Below are 14,701 nucleotides of genomic sequence, written 5' to 3' on the forward strand. Positions count from 1 at the left end.
TCAGTTTCCTCCGTCGGCGGCGGCGGCATCGGCCGGCACCGGAACCGTACCGGTCGGCTCCGCCGGCAGCAGGTTGTCCAGCATCCTGAGGCTGGTCCCCATGTCCACGCGCTGCTCGAAGTCCTGGCGCAGGAACTCCATCATTGCCGGCCAGACGCCGATGGCCTCGTCCACCCGCCGGTCCGAGCCGCGCTGGTAGGCGCCCACCGCGATCAGGTCCCGGTTGTGCTGGTAGGTGGCATAGATCTGGCGGAAACGGCTGACCTGGGCCAGCTGGTCCTTCGGCGTGATCTGGTGCATCGCGCGGCTCACCGAGGCCTCGACGTCGATGGCCGGATACAGGCCGGATTCCGCGAGCTGGCGGGAGAGCACGATGTGGCCGTCCAGGATCGCCCGCGCCGCGTCGGCGATGGGGTCATTGTGGTCGTCGCCTTCGGTCAGCACGGTGTAGAGCGCCGTGATGGAGCCCTCGCCGCTCGCACCGTTGCCGGCGCGCTCGACCAGCTGCGGCAGCTTGGCAAAGACCGACGGCGGATAGCCCTTGGTGGCGGGCGGCTCGCCGATGGCGAGCGCGATCTCACGCTGCGCCTGGGCGAAGCGGGTCAGCGAGTCCATGAGCAGCAGCACCTGCAGCCCCTGGTCACGGAAGTACTCCGCGATGGCGGTACAGAGCCAGGCGCCGTGCAGGCGCATGAGCGGCGTGTCGTCCGCGGGCGTCGCCACGACGACCGAGCGGGCCAGGCCCTCTTCGCCCAGCGTGGAGTCCACGAACTCCTTCACCTCGCGGCCCCGCTCGCCGATCATGCCGACCACCACCACGTCGGCGTTGGTGTAGCGGGTCATCATGCCGAGCAGCATGCTCTTGCCGACACCGCTGCCGGCGAACAGGCCCATGCGCTGGCCGCGTCCCACGGTCAGCAACGCGTTGATGGAGCGCACGCCCACGTCGAGCGGCTCCGTGATCCGGCGGCGCTCCAGCGGATTCATGCGGGCGCCGGTCAGCGGCACGCGGTCGCTCGCCCGCGGCGCCGGGAGCCCGTCCAGGGGACGGCCGCGACCGTCGAGGACCCGGCCGAGCAGCTCCGTGCCCGCCGCCACTTCCCGCACGCCCGGCGAGGGGATCACCCGCGCGTCGGGAGCGATGCCGTGGATGTGGCCGGTCGGCATCAGGTAGAGACTCTCGCCCGCGAACCCCACCACCTCCGTCTCGACGGTATGGCCGTCCAGCGAGACCACGTCGCAGCGGCCGCCTACCGCGGCCTGACAGCCCTCCGCCTCCAGCGTGAGGCCCACCGTGCGCCGCAGCGTCCCCTCCACCACCATCGACGGCGCGTTCTCGATGCGGCCCTGGTAGTGGCGCAGGCGCTCGGCCCAGCGGGCGGATCGGTTCGCCGACGGTACCGCCGTGCCGACGCCGCCGCTCATGTGCGCTCATCCTCGATCAGGCCCGCCAGCGTGCGGTTCAGGCGGCTCTCCACCGTGGCGTCGATGCGGGATTTATCGGCCTTCACCAGGCAGCCGCCGCGGGTCACCAGCGGGTCCTCTGTGAGCCGCCAGGGACGCTCTTCCTCTGCAACCGTCAGCGCCTCGCGCACCAGCGCCGCGTCCTCCGGATGCAACTGCACCTCGATGCTGCGACTGGCCACCGGCAGCATGCGCAGCGCGTCCCGGACCACCCCGATGACGTGGCCGGGATCACTCTGCAGCTCCCGGCGCAGCAGCTGACGCACGGCCAGCGTCACCAGCCGCAGCACCTGCTGCTCCACCTCGTCGTCGAGTTCCTCGAAGGGCTTGCACAGCGCGCCGAGCAGTGACTGCAGCCTGGCCGCGCGCTCGCCGACCTCGTCGGCACCGGCCTGCAGGCCTTCCTCGTAACCCTGGCGCCAGGCCTCCTCGTAGGCCTCCCGCTGCAGGGTCTCCAGCCGGCTGGCCGTGACCAGTCCCTCGTCGCCGATATCGGGCTGCTGCCAGCGGGTGGCCGCCTTGTCGGTGGCGGACTCAGACATACTCCTCTCCGCTGGTGCCGAGATCGAGGTCGCCGGCGTCGGCCATGCGGCGTGCGACCGTGAGGATCTCGCGCTGGGCGGTCTCGACTTCGCTCACGCGCACCGGACCCTTCACCTCCAGGTCCTCGCGCAACAGCTGGGCGGCGCGCTTCGACATGTTGCCGAAGATCTTGTCCTGCATGGCCTGGTCCGTGCCCTTCAGCGCCAGCACCAGCAGGTCGTTGGACACCTCGCGCAGCAGCGCCTGTATCCCCCGGTCGTCCACCGAAAGCAGGCTCTCGAACATGAACATCTTCTCCGAGATGCGCTGACCCAGGGATTCGCTCTGCTCGTTGATGTAGCCCAGGATGGAATCGCCGTCCTGAGGCGTCAGTGCGTTCAGGATGTCGGCCGCCACCTTGTCGCCACCGATCTTCGCGGTGGCCGTGCGCTCGCCCATGTTCGCCTTCTTCTCGATCAGTGCCTCGATCTCGGCCAGCGCGCTCTGCTGGACGTCGTCGAGCTTGGCCACCCGCATGACGACCTCGCTGCGGATCTCCTCGGGCAGCAGCTCCACCACGTGGGCGGCCTGGTCCGCGTCGAGATACGCCAGCACGATGGCGATGATCTGGGGGTGCTCGTCGGAGATCATCTCAGCCACCGACTCCGAGCTCATCCACTTCAGCGCCTCGAGCCCGCTCGCGTCCTCGCCGATGAGGATGCGGTCGATGAACGCGTCGGCCTTGGACTCGCCGAAGGCATTCACGAGCACCTTGCGGATGTAGGCCTCGGTGCCGACGCCGAGGGACGTCTCCTCTTCGACGACGGAGACGAAGTGGTTCAGCACATTGTCCGCGGCGTCTCTGGAGACGTCCTTCATCTGCGCCATGGCCACACCCAGGCGCTGCACCTCCCGGGCGCTCATGTGCTTCAGCACCTGGGAGGCCTCGGCCTCGCCCAGGGTCATCAGCAGGACGGCGGCGCGCTCGGTCCCGGAGTAATTCGGTTGCTCAGACATCCTCTGCTACCCATTTCTTCACGACCTGGGCGACGCGCCCCGGGTCATAGGTGGTGATATTTCTCGCCGCGGCGATCTTCTGCTCGTAGCTCAGCTGCGGCTGGTGTTGCTGCGCGGGGGCGCCGAGGGCACCCGCGCCTCCCGCGGCGGCGAGCTGGGGCGTCGACTGCTGGTGGCTCTGCACGATGCCGCGCAACATCGGGCGCAGGACGCCGAAGCCCAGGGCGAGCACCAGCAGCGCGCCCAGCACCTGACGGCCGATCGCGAGCACCTGGGGCTGCTGCCAGATCGGCGGGCCATCCGGCTCCGCGACTTCCGGGGCCGGCTGGAACGGCGCGTTGATCAGCTGCACCGAGTCACCGCGCGCCTCGTCGAAGCCGACGGCCTCCTTCACCAGCGCGGTCATGCGGGCGATGTCCTGTTCGCCGAGGCTGGCGGCGCCGGCGGACTCGCCGTCTCCGGCTCCCTCGGCAGCGGCGCCGGCCGCGGCAACGTCGTCGATCAGCACGGCGACGGACAGGCGGCGGATGGCACCCGTGGGCGCGATCACCCGGCTCACCGTCTTGTCCACCTCGAAGTTGCGCGTGGCCTCGCGCGAGGTATTCACGGCGCTGGCGGCCGCGGCCTCGCCTTCCTGCGGCGCCACGCCGCCGGCCTCGGGCGGCTGGTTGCTGAGCGCCCCCGGGATGCCCTGGGCCGCGTCGGAGCCGCCGCTGCGCTGGCGCTCGCTGACGGTCTCGCTGCGCACCACCGTGCTCTCGGGGTCGTAGTTCTCGCGGGTCTCCTCCTTCACCGTGAAGTCGATGTCGGCGACCACCTGGGCGCGGACGTTGCCGGCACCGACCAGCGGCGTAAGGAGGTCGACGATGCGCTCACGGTAGCTCTGCTCGACCGTGCGCGTGTGCTCGAACTGCGCCGCGGTCAGCGCATAGCCGTTGCGCTCGCCGTTCGAGCTCAGCATGCGGCCGTGCTGATCTATGAGCGTGACGTCCTTCGTCATCAGGTTGGGCACGCTGGAGGCCACGAGGTGCACGATGGCATCCGCCTGCTCGGGTTCGAGCTGGCGTCCGCCGTAGAGGCTCAGCATCACCGAGGCGCTCGCGCCTTCCCGGTCACGCACGAACGCGGTCTGCTTCGGCATGGCGAGATGCACGCGGGCTTCCTGCACCGAACGCACGTTGCGGATGGTGCGGGCCAGCTCCGTCTCCAGTGCGTGCTGATAGCGGGCGTTCTCCATGAACTGACTGACGCCGAAGCCCTGGGGCTCCTTGATCATCTCCAGGCCCATGCCCGTGCCTTCCGGCAGTCCGTTCGCCGCCAGCTCGAGGCGGGCGTCGTGTACCCGCGCGTCCGGCACCATCACCGCACCCGTGCCCGGATCCAGCCGGAAGTCGATGCCGGCCGTGCGCAGGGCCTCCACCACCTGGCTCCTGTCGCGCTCGGCCAGGTCGCCGTACAGCTGGGTGTAGGCCGGCGACTGCGACCACAGGAACAGGGCGATGCCGATGGCCACGCTGCCCGCGACGCCCACCAGCAGCAGCACCTGGCGCACGGCGGGTATGCGCATCACGCCCGCGAAGTCCAGGTGCGAGGCCGCGGCGAAGCGATTCTCGATCGGAGGATTATTTTCCATAGGGCTTTACCGTCAACACCAGTGTCAATCTCACACCGGCATGTTCATGATGTCCTGGTAGGCGCTGACCAGCTTGTTGCGTACCTCGGTCACCGCCTGGAAAGCCAGCCCGGACTTCTGCCGGGCGAGCATGACGTCGACGAGGCTCGTGTTCGGATCGCCGGCCTCGAAGCGCGCGGCCAGGTCGCCGGACTCCTTCTGTGCCTCGTTGACCGACTTCAGCGTGTCCTGCAGGACGTCGCCGAATTCGGGACGATCGGTCGGCGGCGGCTGCACGGACTCGGGCTGCAGCCCCGGGCTCATCGCACGGATCTGTTCCAGCAGTTGTTCGGGTCGGATCGCATTCATGGCTCGCTACCTGTGACTGTTGCGGCGGCCGCGCTCACGCGACCTCCCGGTTTCCATGGCCGTTGCCGCCGGGGACGTCGACCCCGGTCTCGCGCATCTTCGCCAGCTTGTAGCGCAGCGTCCTCGCGCTGATGCCGAGGCGCTCGGCGGCGAACTTGCGGCTGCCGTCGCCCTCGCGCAGCGCTTCCAGGATCAGCTGCTGCTCGCGCTGCCAGAGGTCGTCCTGCAGATCCCCGTCGGCGCCGCCGCCGGGCGCGGCGATGTGCCCGCCGTCCTCGAAAATCAGATCGTCCGCGTCGATCGTGTCGGCCGCCGCCATGATCAGGGTGCGCTGCACCAGGTTCTCGAGCTCGCGCACGTTGCCGGGCCAGTGGTGGCCGGCCAGCTTCTGCTCTGCTGCGGGGGTCAGCGCGGGCACGGTGCGCATTCCGCCCGCATAGTTTTCCAGGGCGTTCGCCACCAGCGGCAGGATGTCGCCCCGGCGCTCGCGCAGCGGCGGGATGTTCAGCGGGAAGACGTTCAGGCGATAAAACAGGTCCTCGCGGAAACGCCCCTCCTGCACCTGGGAGCGCAGATCCCGGTTGGTGGTCGCGAGCACCCGCACGTCCAGCGGGATAGTGCGCCGGCCGCCGATCCGCTCGACCTCGCGTTCCTGCAGCACGCGCAGGAGCTTCGCCTGCAGGCCCAGGGCCATCTCGGAGATCTCGTCCAGCAGCAGCGTGCCGCCCTGGGCCTGCTCGAACTTGCCCGGGCTCGCACTGGTGGCACCGGTGAAAGCGCCCTTCTCGTGGCCGAACAGGACCGCCTCCAGCATGTTCTCGGGGATGGCGGCGCAGTTGATGGCCACGAATGGCGCCTCCGCCCGCGGCGAGCACCTGTGGATATAGCGGGCGAACACTTCCTTGCCCGTGCCGCTCTCGCCGCTGATGGTCACCGTGGCCTCGCTGGCGGCGACGCGCTCGGCTACCTTCAGCAGCACCCGTGTCGTCGGATCGCCGGCCACCGGGCCGTTGCCGCCCGGCGTCGCGCGGACGTGGCGGCCGACTGTCTCGACCAGTTCCCGCGCCTCGAACGGCTTCACCATGTAGTAGGCCGCACCGAGGCGCATGGCCTCGACCGCTTTCTCGATGGTGCCGTAGGCCGTCATCAGCACTACCGGCAGGCTGGCGTGACGACGCCGCAGCGCCTCCAGCAGCGCCACTCCGTCCATCGGTTCCATCTGGACGTCGCTGACCACCAGGTCGACGGTTTCGAGTTCGAGCAGCGTGAGCGCGCTTTCGCCGCAATCGGCCGTGATGACGTCGTGGCCGGCCGTCTCCAGCGTCGCCGTCAGCGCCTCGCACAGATCGGCATCGTCCTCGACGATCATTACACGGGTCACACGGGATTCGCTCATGGGTGGCTCCTGAACTCAGTATGGCGGCGTGCGCCGACCGCGGCCGCCTCGCTCGCCCGGGCGAAGGCCGTCCGGCTCGCGAGCAGCGGCTGACCGGCCACAGCGGGCAGGCGCAGCAGGAAGGTGGCCCCGTCGCCGTGGTTCTCCACCGAGACGCTGCCGCCGTGGGCACCTGCGACCGAGCGGACCACGGCCAGGCCGAGCCCGGTGCCCTGACGGCGGGTCGTGAAGAACGGCTCGAAGATGCGGTCCCGAACGGCCTCGTCGACGCCGGGCCCGTTGTCCGTCACGGTGAGCCAGATCTCGCCGGCGTCCGTGCGCGCGGCGCCCAGTTCCACCCGCGCCGCGTCGCCGGCCATCTGCAGGGCGTTCTGTACGAGGTTGGTGAGCGCGCCCGCCAGTGCGGGCCGATTGCCGCTCATCGTGAGCCCCGGCTCGGCCATCACCACCGTTACCATGGCTGCCGCGGCATCGCCGGACGCATGCGGCGCTGCGGCCTCGGCCACGTCCTCCAGAAGCCCGGCCACGGGGAATTGCTCGGCCGTGCCGCGGCCGCCGCCGGCGAACACCACCATGTCGTTGATCATCTGCTCGAGTTCGCGCAGCTTGGCGATGGCACGGCCGGCGAACCGACGCGTCAGCGCGGGCTCGGTGGCACCCTGCTCCATCTGGGAGACGTACAGCAGCGCCGAGGCAAGCGGCGTGCGGATCTGGTGCGCGAGACGCGCGGTCATCTCGCCCATGCTGGAGAGCCGGCTCTGGCGCTCGGCCGTCTCCTGCAGCCGGCGGGTCTCGGTCACGTCGGTGAGCAGCAGGATCTCGCCCGGCTCCGGGTCGAGCGGGCGGCGGGACAGCGCCAGCCAGCGTCCGTCGGGCAGCCGGAGCTCGCCGGTCGAATCGCGTACCGCGCCGAATTCCCGGTCGACGACCTCGGCCCAGGTCAGCCCGATCAGGGGGCGGCCCAGCACCTCGACGGCGCGGTTGTTGCACTCGACGATAATGCCGTCGCCGTCCAGCACGATCACCGCGCCCGGCAGTGATTCGAGCAGCAGCGCCAGCCGGTTGCCGAGGCGCTCCTTCTCCAGCAGCTGCTCCACGCGCTCGGAGCGCGCCTCGGCGAGCTGCCGGTTGAGCTTCAGCACCTCGCGCTGCAGGGCAGCGTAGACCGCCTCGAGACCGGCGCGGCGCGCATCCGCGGCTGCGTCGGTCTCGGGTCCGGCACTGGCTTTGGCTTCACTCGTCAATCCGCTGCTCCGTACTGCTCGAACATTCCGTCACGCTGTCCCGTCGGGTTACCGTCGGATCCCCGGCGGAGCTGTGTATCCGCCGGCCCCGGGACAGGGTCCGGTGTTATCCAAGCAAGTCTTATGCCAACTTGGATTGCTTGCTAAAACAGTGGGTTACGCGAACGCCGCCGGGCGGCCGGCGTCAATTTCCCGACAGGGCGTCGGTATTCAGGCCGTGCTTGCGCAGTTTCTCGACGAGCGTGGTGCGCTGCATGTTCAGCCGGCGCGCGGCTTCCGCCACGGTGCCGCCCGCCTCGCGCAGGGCGCGGCTGATCAGCCGGACCTCGATGTCGGCCAGGTAGGAACGCAGGTCCAGACCGTCGGCCGGGAGATCCGGCGACAGGGCGGCTTCCGCGTCGACGGCGGGCCTCGCCTGCCGGTACTTCTCCGGCAGATCGTCCAGGCCGATCACGCCTGCGGGGTGCAGGATGGCGAGACGCTCGACCAGATTGCCCAGTTCGCGGACGTTGCCCGGCCACGGATAGACGGACAGCGCCTCCATGGCCTCGGTAGTCAGGCGGAAGCCGTCGCCGCCTTCCGGCGAGCGGGCGACCATGAGTTCGTCGAGCAGCGACGGCAGATCGTCCGCCCGCTTCCTGAGCGGCGGCATCTCGATGGGGAAGACATTGATGCGGTAGTAGAGGTCCTCGCGGAACTCGCCCGCGTCGATGGCGGCGCGCAGGTCCCGGTGGGTGGCGCAGATGATCCGGCAGCGGCATTCCAGCGAGTCGGCGCCTCCCACCCGCTCGAAGCGGCGCTCCTGCAGCACGCGCAGGAGCTTCACCTGCATGGCCAGGCTCATGTCGCCGATCTCGTCCAGGAACAGGGTGCCCGCGCCGGCGAACTCGAAGCGGCCGGGACGGGACTTCACCGCACCGGTGAACGCCCCCTTCTCGTGGCCGAAGAGCTCGCTCTCCAGCAATTCAGGGGGGATCGCGCCGCAATTGACCGGAACGAACGGCTGGTCCCGCCGTGGCGACAGGTCGTGGATGGTGCGCGCCACCAGCTCCTTGCCCGTACCGGACTCACCGGTGACCAGCACGCTGGTATCGAAGTCCGCCACCTGCTCGATCGCGTGGCGGACGGCCTGGATATTGGCAGAACTGCCGGTCAGGCGCTGACGCCGGTCGCCGTCCCCGTAGCGCCTCGCCCGCTGGAGCAGGCGATTCAGTTCGGAGCGGCGCATGCTCGCCGCCAGCGGCCAGGCCGGATGGCCGGTGAGCTCGGCGGGCGGCTCACCGTCCGCGCCGTCGTTCAGCACGAGGAAGGGAATCTTGCGCCGGGCGGAGAGGAGCGAGCGGATCAGCGTCTGCAGATCGTTATCGCTATTGTCATCGCCGCCGGTATCGCCGAGCAGCACCGCCGTCCATTCGTCGTCCGCTCGGGTCGTCCGGTCAGCTGCCACCGGCTCGCAGCCCAGGTATTCGAGCCGGTTCAGCAGGGATTCGCGACGCTCGGGGTTTTGCTCGACCACCAATATGCGACTTACCGTATTCTCGTTCTTGTTGTCGGTCACGCCCTGTATGGCTCCTCGGTTGCGCACGCGGGATGATACAGGGTCGACAGGGTAATGGCGCCACCGCCGCCGACGTCGTGACGCCGGTCACAATTCAGCGGCTTATGTGAAATCAGGCCTCGGTGGAATCGAGCGAGTCGGCCGAGCCGACGATGGAGCGACGGCTCTGGCGATTGTGACCGCCGTAGGCCTGCACGGCCTTGCGGCCGTTGTCGAGCTGGCGCAGCTCCGCCGCGACGGCGTCGCGCGCCTTGCGGGCCAGCGCCAGAATCTCGCCGTCCTGGTCCAGCAGCCGCCGCAGTTCCTCGGCGTGGTCCGCCGCGCCGGGTCCGGCGAGGAGTTCGCGGACCAGACCGTCGCGCGCGGTCAATGCCGCTTCCACGGCCTCCCAGTCGCCCTGCCCCGCGCAGCGGCGCATCTCGTCGGAGAGTGATTCGATCTCGGCAAGCGCTCGAGTCACGCGGCGCTCCCGGCGGTGGCGGCGCCGGCCTGTCCGGCCGTCTGGTCTGCCACCTGGTCGGCAATGGCTTCCCAGGCGCTCTTGATCTCGCGCACCAGCGAGGCGACCTCGTTCAGCGCGGAGGGATCGTCATGCAGCTGCGCGTGCAGCAGCCGACGGGACATGTAATCGTAGAGTGCGGCCAGATTCGCCGCGATGTCACCGCCCTTGTCGCCGTCCAGGCTGACCCGCAGCCCGTCGACGATGGAGATGGCCTTGCCGATATGCTGTCCCTTGCCCGCGGTATCGCCGCGCTCGACATGGCCCCGGGCGATTGCGATTCTCGCCAGCAGGCGGTCCAGCATGAGCTGGATCAGCTGGTAGGGGCTCGCGTCCGCTACCTCCTGCTCGACGTGCATCTTCTGGTAATCACGGAGTGCGTTGGGACCGGCTGCGTAAGTCATCTGCTGTATGTCCTCTGGTTCTCTGGTCGGCTCCGCATGGGGAGCTCGTGTCTGGGCTGCCTAGGAGTCCTTGCCCGGCGTGGGCAGGTTGGCGAGCTGCTGCGCGAGGAAGCTGCTGGTGTTGTTGAGCTGGCTCACGAGCGAGTCGAGGGCGTTGAACTGACGCAGCAACCGCGTCTCCAGCGCCTCCAGGCGCCGGTTCAGGGACTCGCGCTGTTCCTCGATGCGCTCGATGCGGTTGTTCAGACCCTCCGTGCGCGTCTCGATGGCGCCTTCGTCGGACAGCGCCCGATCGACCCGGTCGAACAGTCGCACCGCGAATCCGTCCTCGGCAGCGAACAATCGGCCGACGTCCTGGAAATTGGCACCCAGCGCCTCGTCCAGCCGGGTGTCGTCGACGGCGAGCTTGCCGTCGATCTGCAGGCTCACGCCGATCTCCGCGAGCGTACCGAACGGACTCTGGCTGTTGCCGGCGGGAGTGGAGAACTCGCGGCGCAGCTGTGCCTCGAGCCCGCGCAGCGTGGCGTCGCCGAGCAGCGGGCCCCCCTGCTGCGTCTCCTGGTTGTAGCTGGTCAGCGAACCGACCGTATCGACCAGCTCGTTGTAGCTCTCGACGAAGTCCGTGATCGTGGAGCGGACCGCGGCCACGTCGTATTCGATGACCGCGTCGTTCGTCTCGCCCGGCGCGGCGTCGAGCAAATCGATGGAGACGCCGTCGATGGCCCCGGTGACCGTATTGGTCTCGCTGTAGACGTCGAAGCCGTCGATGCGCACGTGAGCGTCCTGGGCCGCCTGGGACAGGGTCAGCGAGCCCGTGCCGGCGACGGCGTCGTAGGTGAGTGCCGCGAGGCCGCCGTCGCCGCCGGCCTGGCTCACCGATACCTCGCGGGACGCGCCCGTCCTGGTGCCCGAGAGGATCAGGTAGCTGCCCGCATCGGCGTTCACTATCGTCGCGCTGACGCCGGCGTTGTCCACCGCATCGTTGATGGCGTCGCGGATGCCGGCCAGCGTGTTGTTCTCTTCGGTGATCTCGATGTCGAAGCTCAGTGCGCCCACGCCGATCGTGAGCGTGCCGGTGCCCACCAAGGCATCGGAGTCGGCGAAGGCACCGGAGGTAAGTTTCGCCGCCTGGGCCAGCTGCACCACCTCGACGGAGTAGCTCGCGGGTATAGCGGTCTCGTCCGGTACCACCGCGAACAGCTCCTCGTTGCCGGAGCTCGCCTTCCGGGTCAGCAGCGAGTTCAGCGACTTCATGCCGTCGAGCTGGTCGCGGAAATCGGACAGTGCGGACTTGAGCGTGCCGTACGCGGACAGCTCGGACTGCGCCCGCGCCTCCTGCCGCGCGAAGCGCTGCCGGGCCGGCTGGCCTTCGGCCGCGACCAGCTGCTCGACGATGCCGCCGACGTCCAGTCCCGATCCTATGCCCGTGGAGGTGATGCTCGCCATATTCGTCGCTACCCGTTCCTGCTGTTTGGTTCGTATCCGGCGGCCCGGCTCGCTCCGGCCCACTGCAGCTCAGCTACTGCAATCCAAGAAGCGTGCCATTTCAGGCGCGGCTGTCGTTGGACGAGCGGTCCAGCTCCGGCAGCAGCTCCCCCCAGGGGATGGAGCGGACCAGATCGCCGGTTTTCGAATCCGTAACCCGCACGGTTGCGGGATTTTCGCTGTAGTCGACGGCGAAGCGCAGATACATCCCGGAGCGGATGCTGCCGCTGTTCAGCTGATGTACGGCGAGTTCCAGCTGACGCCGCACGTCGCGGGGCGCAGAAAACGGCAAGGTCGTGCCAGCCGCCGGCGTCTCGTTGCCGCCGTGAAGATCCGCCTCGCCGGCCGCTGCCGGCCGGATGACGGGATGAGTCTGGTAGCCGGCGTCATGCGTTCTCATGCTTGCCCCATTCGTTCGTGAAGTCGCCGTCCGGGAGGAGAGAAGGAAGGGGCGGCACGCGGCCGCCCCTCCCCCATGCTCCGATTGCCAGTGCGATCGCTGGTGCTATCGCTCCGGCTCTCGCTTACTGCAGGAGGCTCAGCGCCAGCTGGGGCTGCGCGTTCGCCTGTGCGAGCACGGCCACACCGGCCTGCTGCAGGACCTGCGCCTTGGTCAGGTTGGCGGTCTCGGCAGCGAAGTCGGCGTCCAGAATCCGGCCGCGGGAAGCAGCCAGGTTCTCGCTCACCGTCTGCAGGTTGGTAATGGTGGACTCGAAGCGGTTCTGGATGGCACCCAGATTCGCCCGGAGGCCGTTCACGTCCGTCAGAGCGGAGTCGACACGGGCGATGGCGAAGTTGGCGCCGGCGACCGTGCTGACGTCAGCTGCCGAAATGGAGGCCGCAGCGGATGCGGTCTCAGCGACGGTGGCCGCAGCATCGAGGCCCGTCTCGTTGGTGCCGCTATCGGCAACCGTCACACCCGCCTCGTCCGAGAGAATCTGGATCGTGCCGCCGTCGTTCACGAAAGCAGCAACACCGTCCAGGTTGGCGCTGTTGATAGCGTCAACAGTCTCCTGAATCGTCGCTCCCGTAGCAACATCCACGGTTCCGATAGTGGCGGCTGATGCATCCGTGAACGTCAGCGTGACATCAGCAGTCAGGTCCGTGAAGCCGCCGCCGGCAACCGTATTGACTGTACCAATCGCATTGGCGGTGACATCCGTATTCAGGCTCACGCTGATCGTCTCACCGACGTTGGCGCCCACCTGGAACGTGGCCGAACCAAAGGAACCGTCCAGCACCTTCAGACCGTTGAAGTTGGTCTGCTTGGCGATGCGGTCGACCTCGGCGATGCGCTCTGCCACCTCGGCGTTCAGCGCCGCACGGTCGGAGGCGGAGTTGCTGGCGTTGGCCGACTGCACTGCCAGCTCGCGGATGCGCTGCAGGTTGTTGGTGAGCTCACCCAGTGCGCTCTCCGTGGTCTGGGCCAGGGAGATGCCGTCACTCGCGTTACGCACGGCCTGGTTCAGGCCGCGGATCTGCGTGGTGAAACGCTCGGAGATCGCAAGGCCGGCAGCGTCGTCTTTGGCGCTGTTGATCCGGAGGCCCGTGGACAGCCGCTCCAGCGACGTGTTCAGCAGACCCTGCGACTGGCTGAGGTTGCGCTGCGCATTGAGCGAGGCAACGTTAGTGTTGATCGACTGTGTCATTACGTACACTCCTTCCGATATTTGCTGGTCTGCCGCTCAGCTTCCCGCACACCATGTCCGGGCTCTGCCTCACCGCAGTACAGCTTCTTTATCGGTCGGAGCGGGCCTTACTTGAGCCCTGGACGCCATTTGCGGGCATAAATTCCCGCAGACGTGAAGCAGTCCACACTTTTGCGTAGAGACTCCGGGGATGGCCGGAGAAAGCGCCATGAAATCGGCCACCGATTCGGCACAGAAAAGCCCCGTTTCGGCACAGCGAAACGGGGCTCCGGAAGACGCCGCGGACGTTTACAGGACGCTGAACAGGGACAGCGACTGGATGCGCACGAAGGACTTCTGCGCCGCCTCCAGGCTGTTGATCTGCTCGGCGAGGCGGGTCAGCGCCTCGGTGTAGTCCAGGTCCTCGATCTCGGAGATGGTCTGCTCCACGGTAATAGCGAAGCCCTCGTTCGCATCGCGCTGGTCCTCGATCGCCGCCAGGCGGGAGCCGACGGTCGCGCGCACGTCGAGCAGGTTGCCGATGGCCTGGTCGAGATCGCTCATGCTCGAGTTCAGATCGTTGGTCAGGGCCGCCCGGCTGGTGTCGTTATTGGTCGGGCGTTCCAGCGCGTCGGCGAGCCGGTCCAGCGTCGCGAATACGCTCTGGTCACGACTGGGCTCGACGGTGAACTCGTCGCCCGCCGCCGGAGAGCCGCTGATGCTGACGACGACGCCGGCGAACTCGATGGCAGAACCCGGCTCGAAGCCGCCGGAGGCCAGGACGGCGCCGGAACCGTCGGTCACCTCCCAGGCATCGTCGGCGACGAAGCTGACGGTGTAAGTGTCCCGGCTCCAGGCGACAGGATTCGTCACCGCGCCGGAGTCGATGATGCCGGAGCCGCCGTTGCCGGCGGCCGCGACGGTCGTGAACGTGCCGTTGCCACGAGAGATGCGCTGGAACACCCGCGCGCCGGAGTCGCCGTCGGCGATGCGCCGGCCTTCCGCGATCTCGACGAAGCGCTGGCCTTCGTCCCCGTTGTACAGGGCACCGTCGGCGGTGGCGCTGAAAGGCTGCACCTTGTCGCTGTAGCCGGAGAAGAGATAACGCCCGGTGGTGTCCTGCGTGTTGGCGATCTGGATCATCTGATCCTTGAGCTGACGGATCTCGGTGGCGATGAACGCGCGGGTCTCGTTGCTCTGGGTGCCGTTGCTCGCCTGCACGGCGAGTTCGCGGGCACGCTGCAGCAGATCGCCGGCGCTCGCGAGCGCCTGCTCCTCCACCGACAGGCGGCTCCGCGCCAGGTTGCCGTTGCGGTCGAACTGCTCGATGCGCGAGGACAGCTCACGCAGCTCGATGCTGCGCGCCGCGCCGATCGCATCGTCCGATGGCGCGAGCAGCCGCTTGCCGCTGGCGATCTGCTCCTGGGTGCGGGCGAGCGCAGACTGCAGCTCCTGCATCTGCGCGAGACTCGCCCGGAACATCCCTGCGGTGGATATGCGCAT

Annotated in this window: 14 protein-coding genes; all 14 read right to left on the reverse strand. The window is 68.5% G+C overall.

The window, feature by feature from the left end:
- Complete coding sequence (gene fliI / locus ACJMKZ_RS13655; protein ID WP_405233752.1) at nt 1-1,425, reverse strand: flagellar protein export ATPase FliI; 1,425 nt, start codon at nt 1,423-1,425, stop codon at nt 1-3.
- Entirely contained in the window at nt 1,422-2,006 is a 585-nt protein-coding gene (locus ACJMKZ_RS13660) for a FliH/SctL family protein (RefSeq protein WP_405233753.1), read from the reverse strand. The genes fliI and ACJMKZ_RS13660 overlap by 4 nt, the downstream gene beginning before the upstream one ends.
- Nucleotides 1,999-3,003 (reverse strand): flagellar motor switch protein FliG, encoded by a 1,005-nt coding sequence (fliG, locus tag ACJMKZ_RS13665; protein WP_405233754.1) that lies wholly within the window; start codon nt 3,001-3,003, stop codon nt 1,999-2,001. The genes ACJMKZ_RS13660 and fliG overlap by 8 nt, the downstream gene beginning before the upstream one ends.
- Nucleotides 2,996-4,636, reverse strand: coding sequence for a flagellar basal-body MS-ring/collar protein FliF (gene fliF, locus ACJMKZ_RS13670; RefSeq protein ID WP_405233755.1), 1,641 nt, complete (start codon nt 4,634-4,636; stop codon nt 2,996-2,998). The genes fliG and fliF overlap by 8 nt, the downstream gene beginning before the upstream one ends.
- Before the next feature lie 30 nt (nt 4,637-4,666).
- A complete protein-coding gene (fliE, locus tag ACJMKZ_RS13675; protein WP_405233756.1) occupies nt 4,667-4,984 on the reverse strand; it encodes a flagellar hook-basal body complex protein FliE in 318 nt (105 codons plus the stop codon).
- Between the two features lie 34 nt (nt 4,985-5,018).
- Nucleotides 5,019-6,380: a sigma-54-dependent transcriptional regulator gene (locus ACJMKZ_RS13680; protein WP_405233757.1), complete on the reverse strand. Its 1,362-nt coding sequence runs from the start codon at nt 6,378-6,380 to the stop codon at nt 5,019-5,021.
- Complete coding sequence (locus ACJMKZ_RS13685) at nt 6,377-7,624, reverse strand: sensor histidine kinase (RefSeq protein WP_405233758.1); 1,248 nt, start codon at nt 7,622-7,624, stop codon at nt 6,377-6,379. The genes ACJMKZ_RS13680 and ACJMKZ_RS13685 overlap by 4 nt, the downstream gene beginning before the upstream one ends.
- A gap of 184 nt (nt 7,625-7,808) precedes the next feature.
- Nucleotides 7,809-9,182 (reverse strand): sigma-54 dependent transcriptional regulator, encoded by a 1,374-nt coding sequence (locus tag ACJMKZ_RS13690; RefSeq protein ID WP_405233759.1) that lies wholly within the window; start codon nt 9,180-9,182, stop codon nt 7,809-7,811.
- Nucleotides 9,183-9,294: 112 nt separating this feature from the next.
- The gene (locus tag ACJMKZ_RS13695; RefSeq protein WP_405233760.1) at nt 9,295-9,642 is read right to left on the reverse strand and encodes a flagellar protein FliT; all 348 of its coding nucleotides are present in this window, start codon (nt 9,640-9,642) and stop codon (nt 9,295-9,297) included.
- Nucleotides 9,639-10,085 (reverse strand): flagellar export chaperone FliS, encoded by a 447-nt coding sequence (gene fliS, locus ACJMKZ_RS13700; RefSeq protein WP_405233761.1) that lies wholly within the window; start codon nt 10,083-10,085, stop codon nt 9,639-9,641. Before fliS ends, ACJMKZ_RS13695 begins: the two co-directional genes overlap by 4 nt.
- Nucleotides 10,086-10,145: 60 nt before the next feature.
- On the reverse strand, nt 10,146-11,531 hold the full coding sequence (fliD, locus tag ACJMKZ_RS13705; protein WP_405233762.1) for a flagellar filament capping protein FliD: 1,386 nt from the start codon (nt 11,529-11,531) through the stop codon (nt 10,146-10,148).
- A gap of 100 nt (nt 11,532-11,631) precedes the next feature.
- Complete coding sequence (locus ACJMKZ_RS13710; RefSeq protein ID WP_405233763.1) at nt 11,632-11,970, reverse strand: flagellar protein FlaG; 339 nt, start codon at nt 11,968-11,970, stop codon at nt 11,632-11,634.
- A 124-nt stretch (nt 11,971-12,094) separates the two neighbouring features.
- A complete protein-coding gene (locus ACJMKZ_RS13715) occupies nt 12,095-13,219 on the reverse strand; it encodes a flagellin (RefSeq protein WP_405233764.1) in 1,125 nt (374 codons plus the stop codon).
- 288 nt (nt 13,220-13,507) lie between these two features.
- Nucleotides 13,508-14,701 (reverse strand): flagellar hook-associated protein FlgL, encoded by a 1,194-nt coding sequence (gene flgL / locus ACJMKZ_RS13720; RefSeq protein ID WP_405233765.1) that lies wholly within the window; start codon nt 14,699-14,701, stop codon nt 13,508-13,510.

The organism is Lentisalinibacter salinarum, from assembly GCF_040706555.1.
In the GTDB taxonomy this organism is placed as follows: Bacteria; Pseudomonadota; Gammaproteobacteria; order Steroidobacterales; family Woeseiaceae; genus Lentisalinibacter; species Lentisalinibacter salinarum.

What these genes read in the sequence shown, in the direction of transcription:
- fliD (WP_405233762.1), bottom strand. Translation starts at nt 11,531, where the DNA reads ATGGCGAGCATCACCTCCACGGGCATAGGATCGGGACTGGACGTCGGC.
- ACJMKZ_RS13715 (WP_405233764.1), bottom strand. Translation starts at nt 13,219, where the DNA reads ATGACACAGTCGATCAACACTAACGTTGCCTCGCTCAATGCGCAGCGC.
- fliS (WP_405233761.1), bottom strand. Translation starts at nt 10,085, where the DNA reads ATGACTTACGCAGCCGGTCCCAACGCACTCCGTGATTACCAGAAGATG.
- ACJMKZ_RS13710 (WP_405233763.1), bottom strand. Translation starts at nt 11,970, where the DNA reads ATGAGAACGCATGACGCCGGCTACCAGACTCATCCCGTCATCCGGCCG.
- fliF (WP_405233755.1), bottom strand. Translation starts at nt 4,636, where the DNA reads ATGGAAAATAATCCTCCGATCGAGAATCGCTTCGCCGCGGCCTCGCAC.
- fliE (WP_405233756.1), bottom strand. Translation starts at nt 4,984, where the DNA reads ATGAATGCGATCCGACCCGAACAACTGCTGGAACAGATCCGTGCGATG.
- flgL (WP_405233765.1), bottom strand. Translation starts at nt 14,701, where the DNA reads ATGCGCATATCCACCGCAGGGATGTTCCGGGCGAGTCTCGCGCAGATG.
- fliI (WP_405233752.1), bottom strand. Translation starts at nt 1,425, where the DNA reads ATGAGCGGCGGCGTCGGCACGGCGGTACCGTCGGCGAACCGATCCGCC.
- ACJMKZ_RS13680 (WP_405233757.1), bottom strand. Translation starts at nt 6,380, where the DNA reads ATGAGCGAATCCCGTGTGACCCGTGTAATGATCGTCGAGGACGATGCC.
- fliG (WP_405233754.1), bottom strand. Translation starts at nt 3,003, where the DNA reads ATGTCTGAGCAACCGAATTACTCCGGGACCGAGCGCGCCGCCGTCCTG.
- ACJMKZ_RS13660 (WP_405233753.1), bottom strand. Translation starts at nt 2,006, where the DNA reads ATGTCTGAGTCCGCCACCGACAAGGCGGCCACCCGCTGGCAGCAGCCC.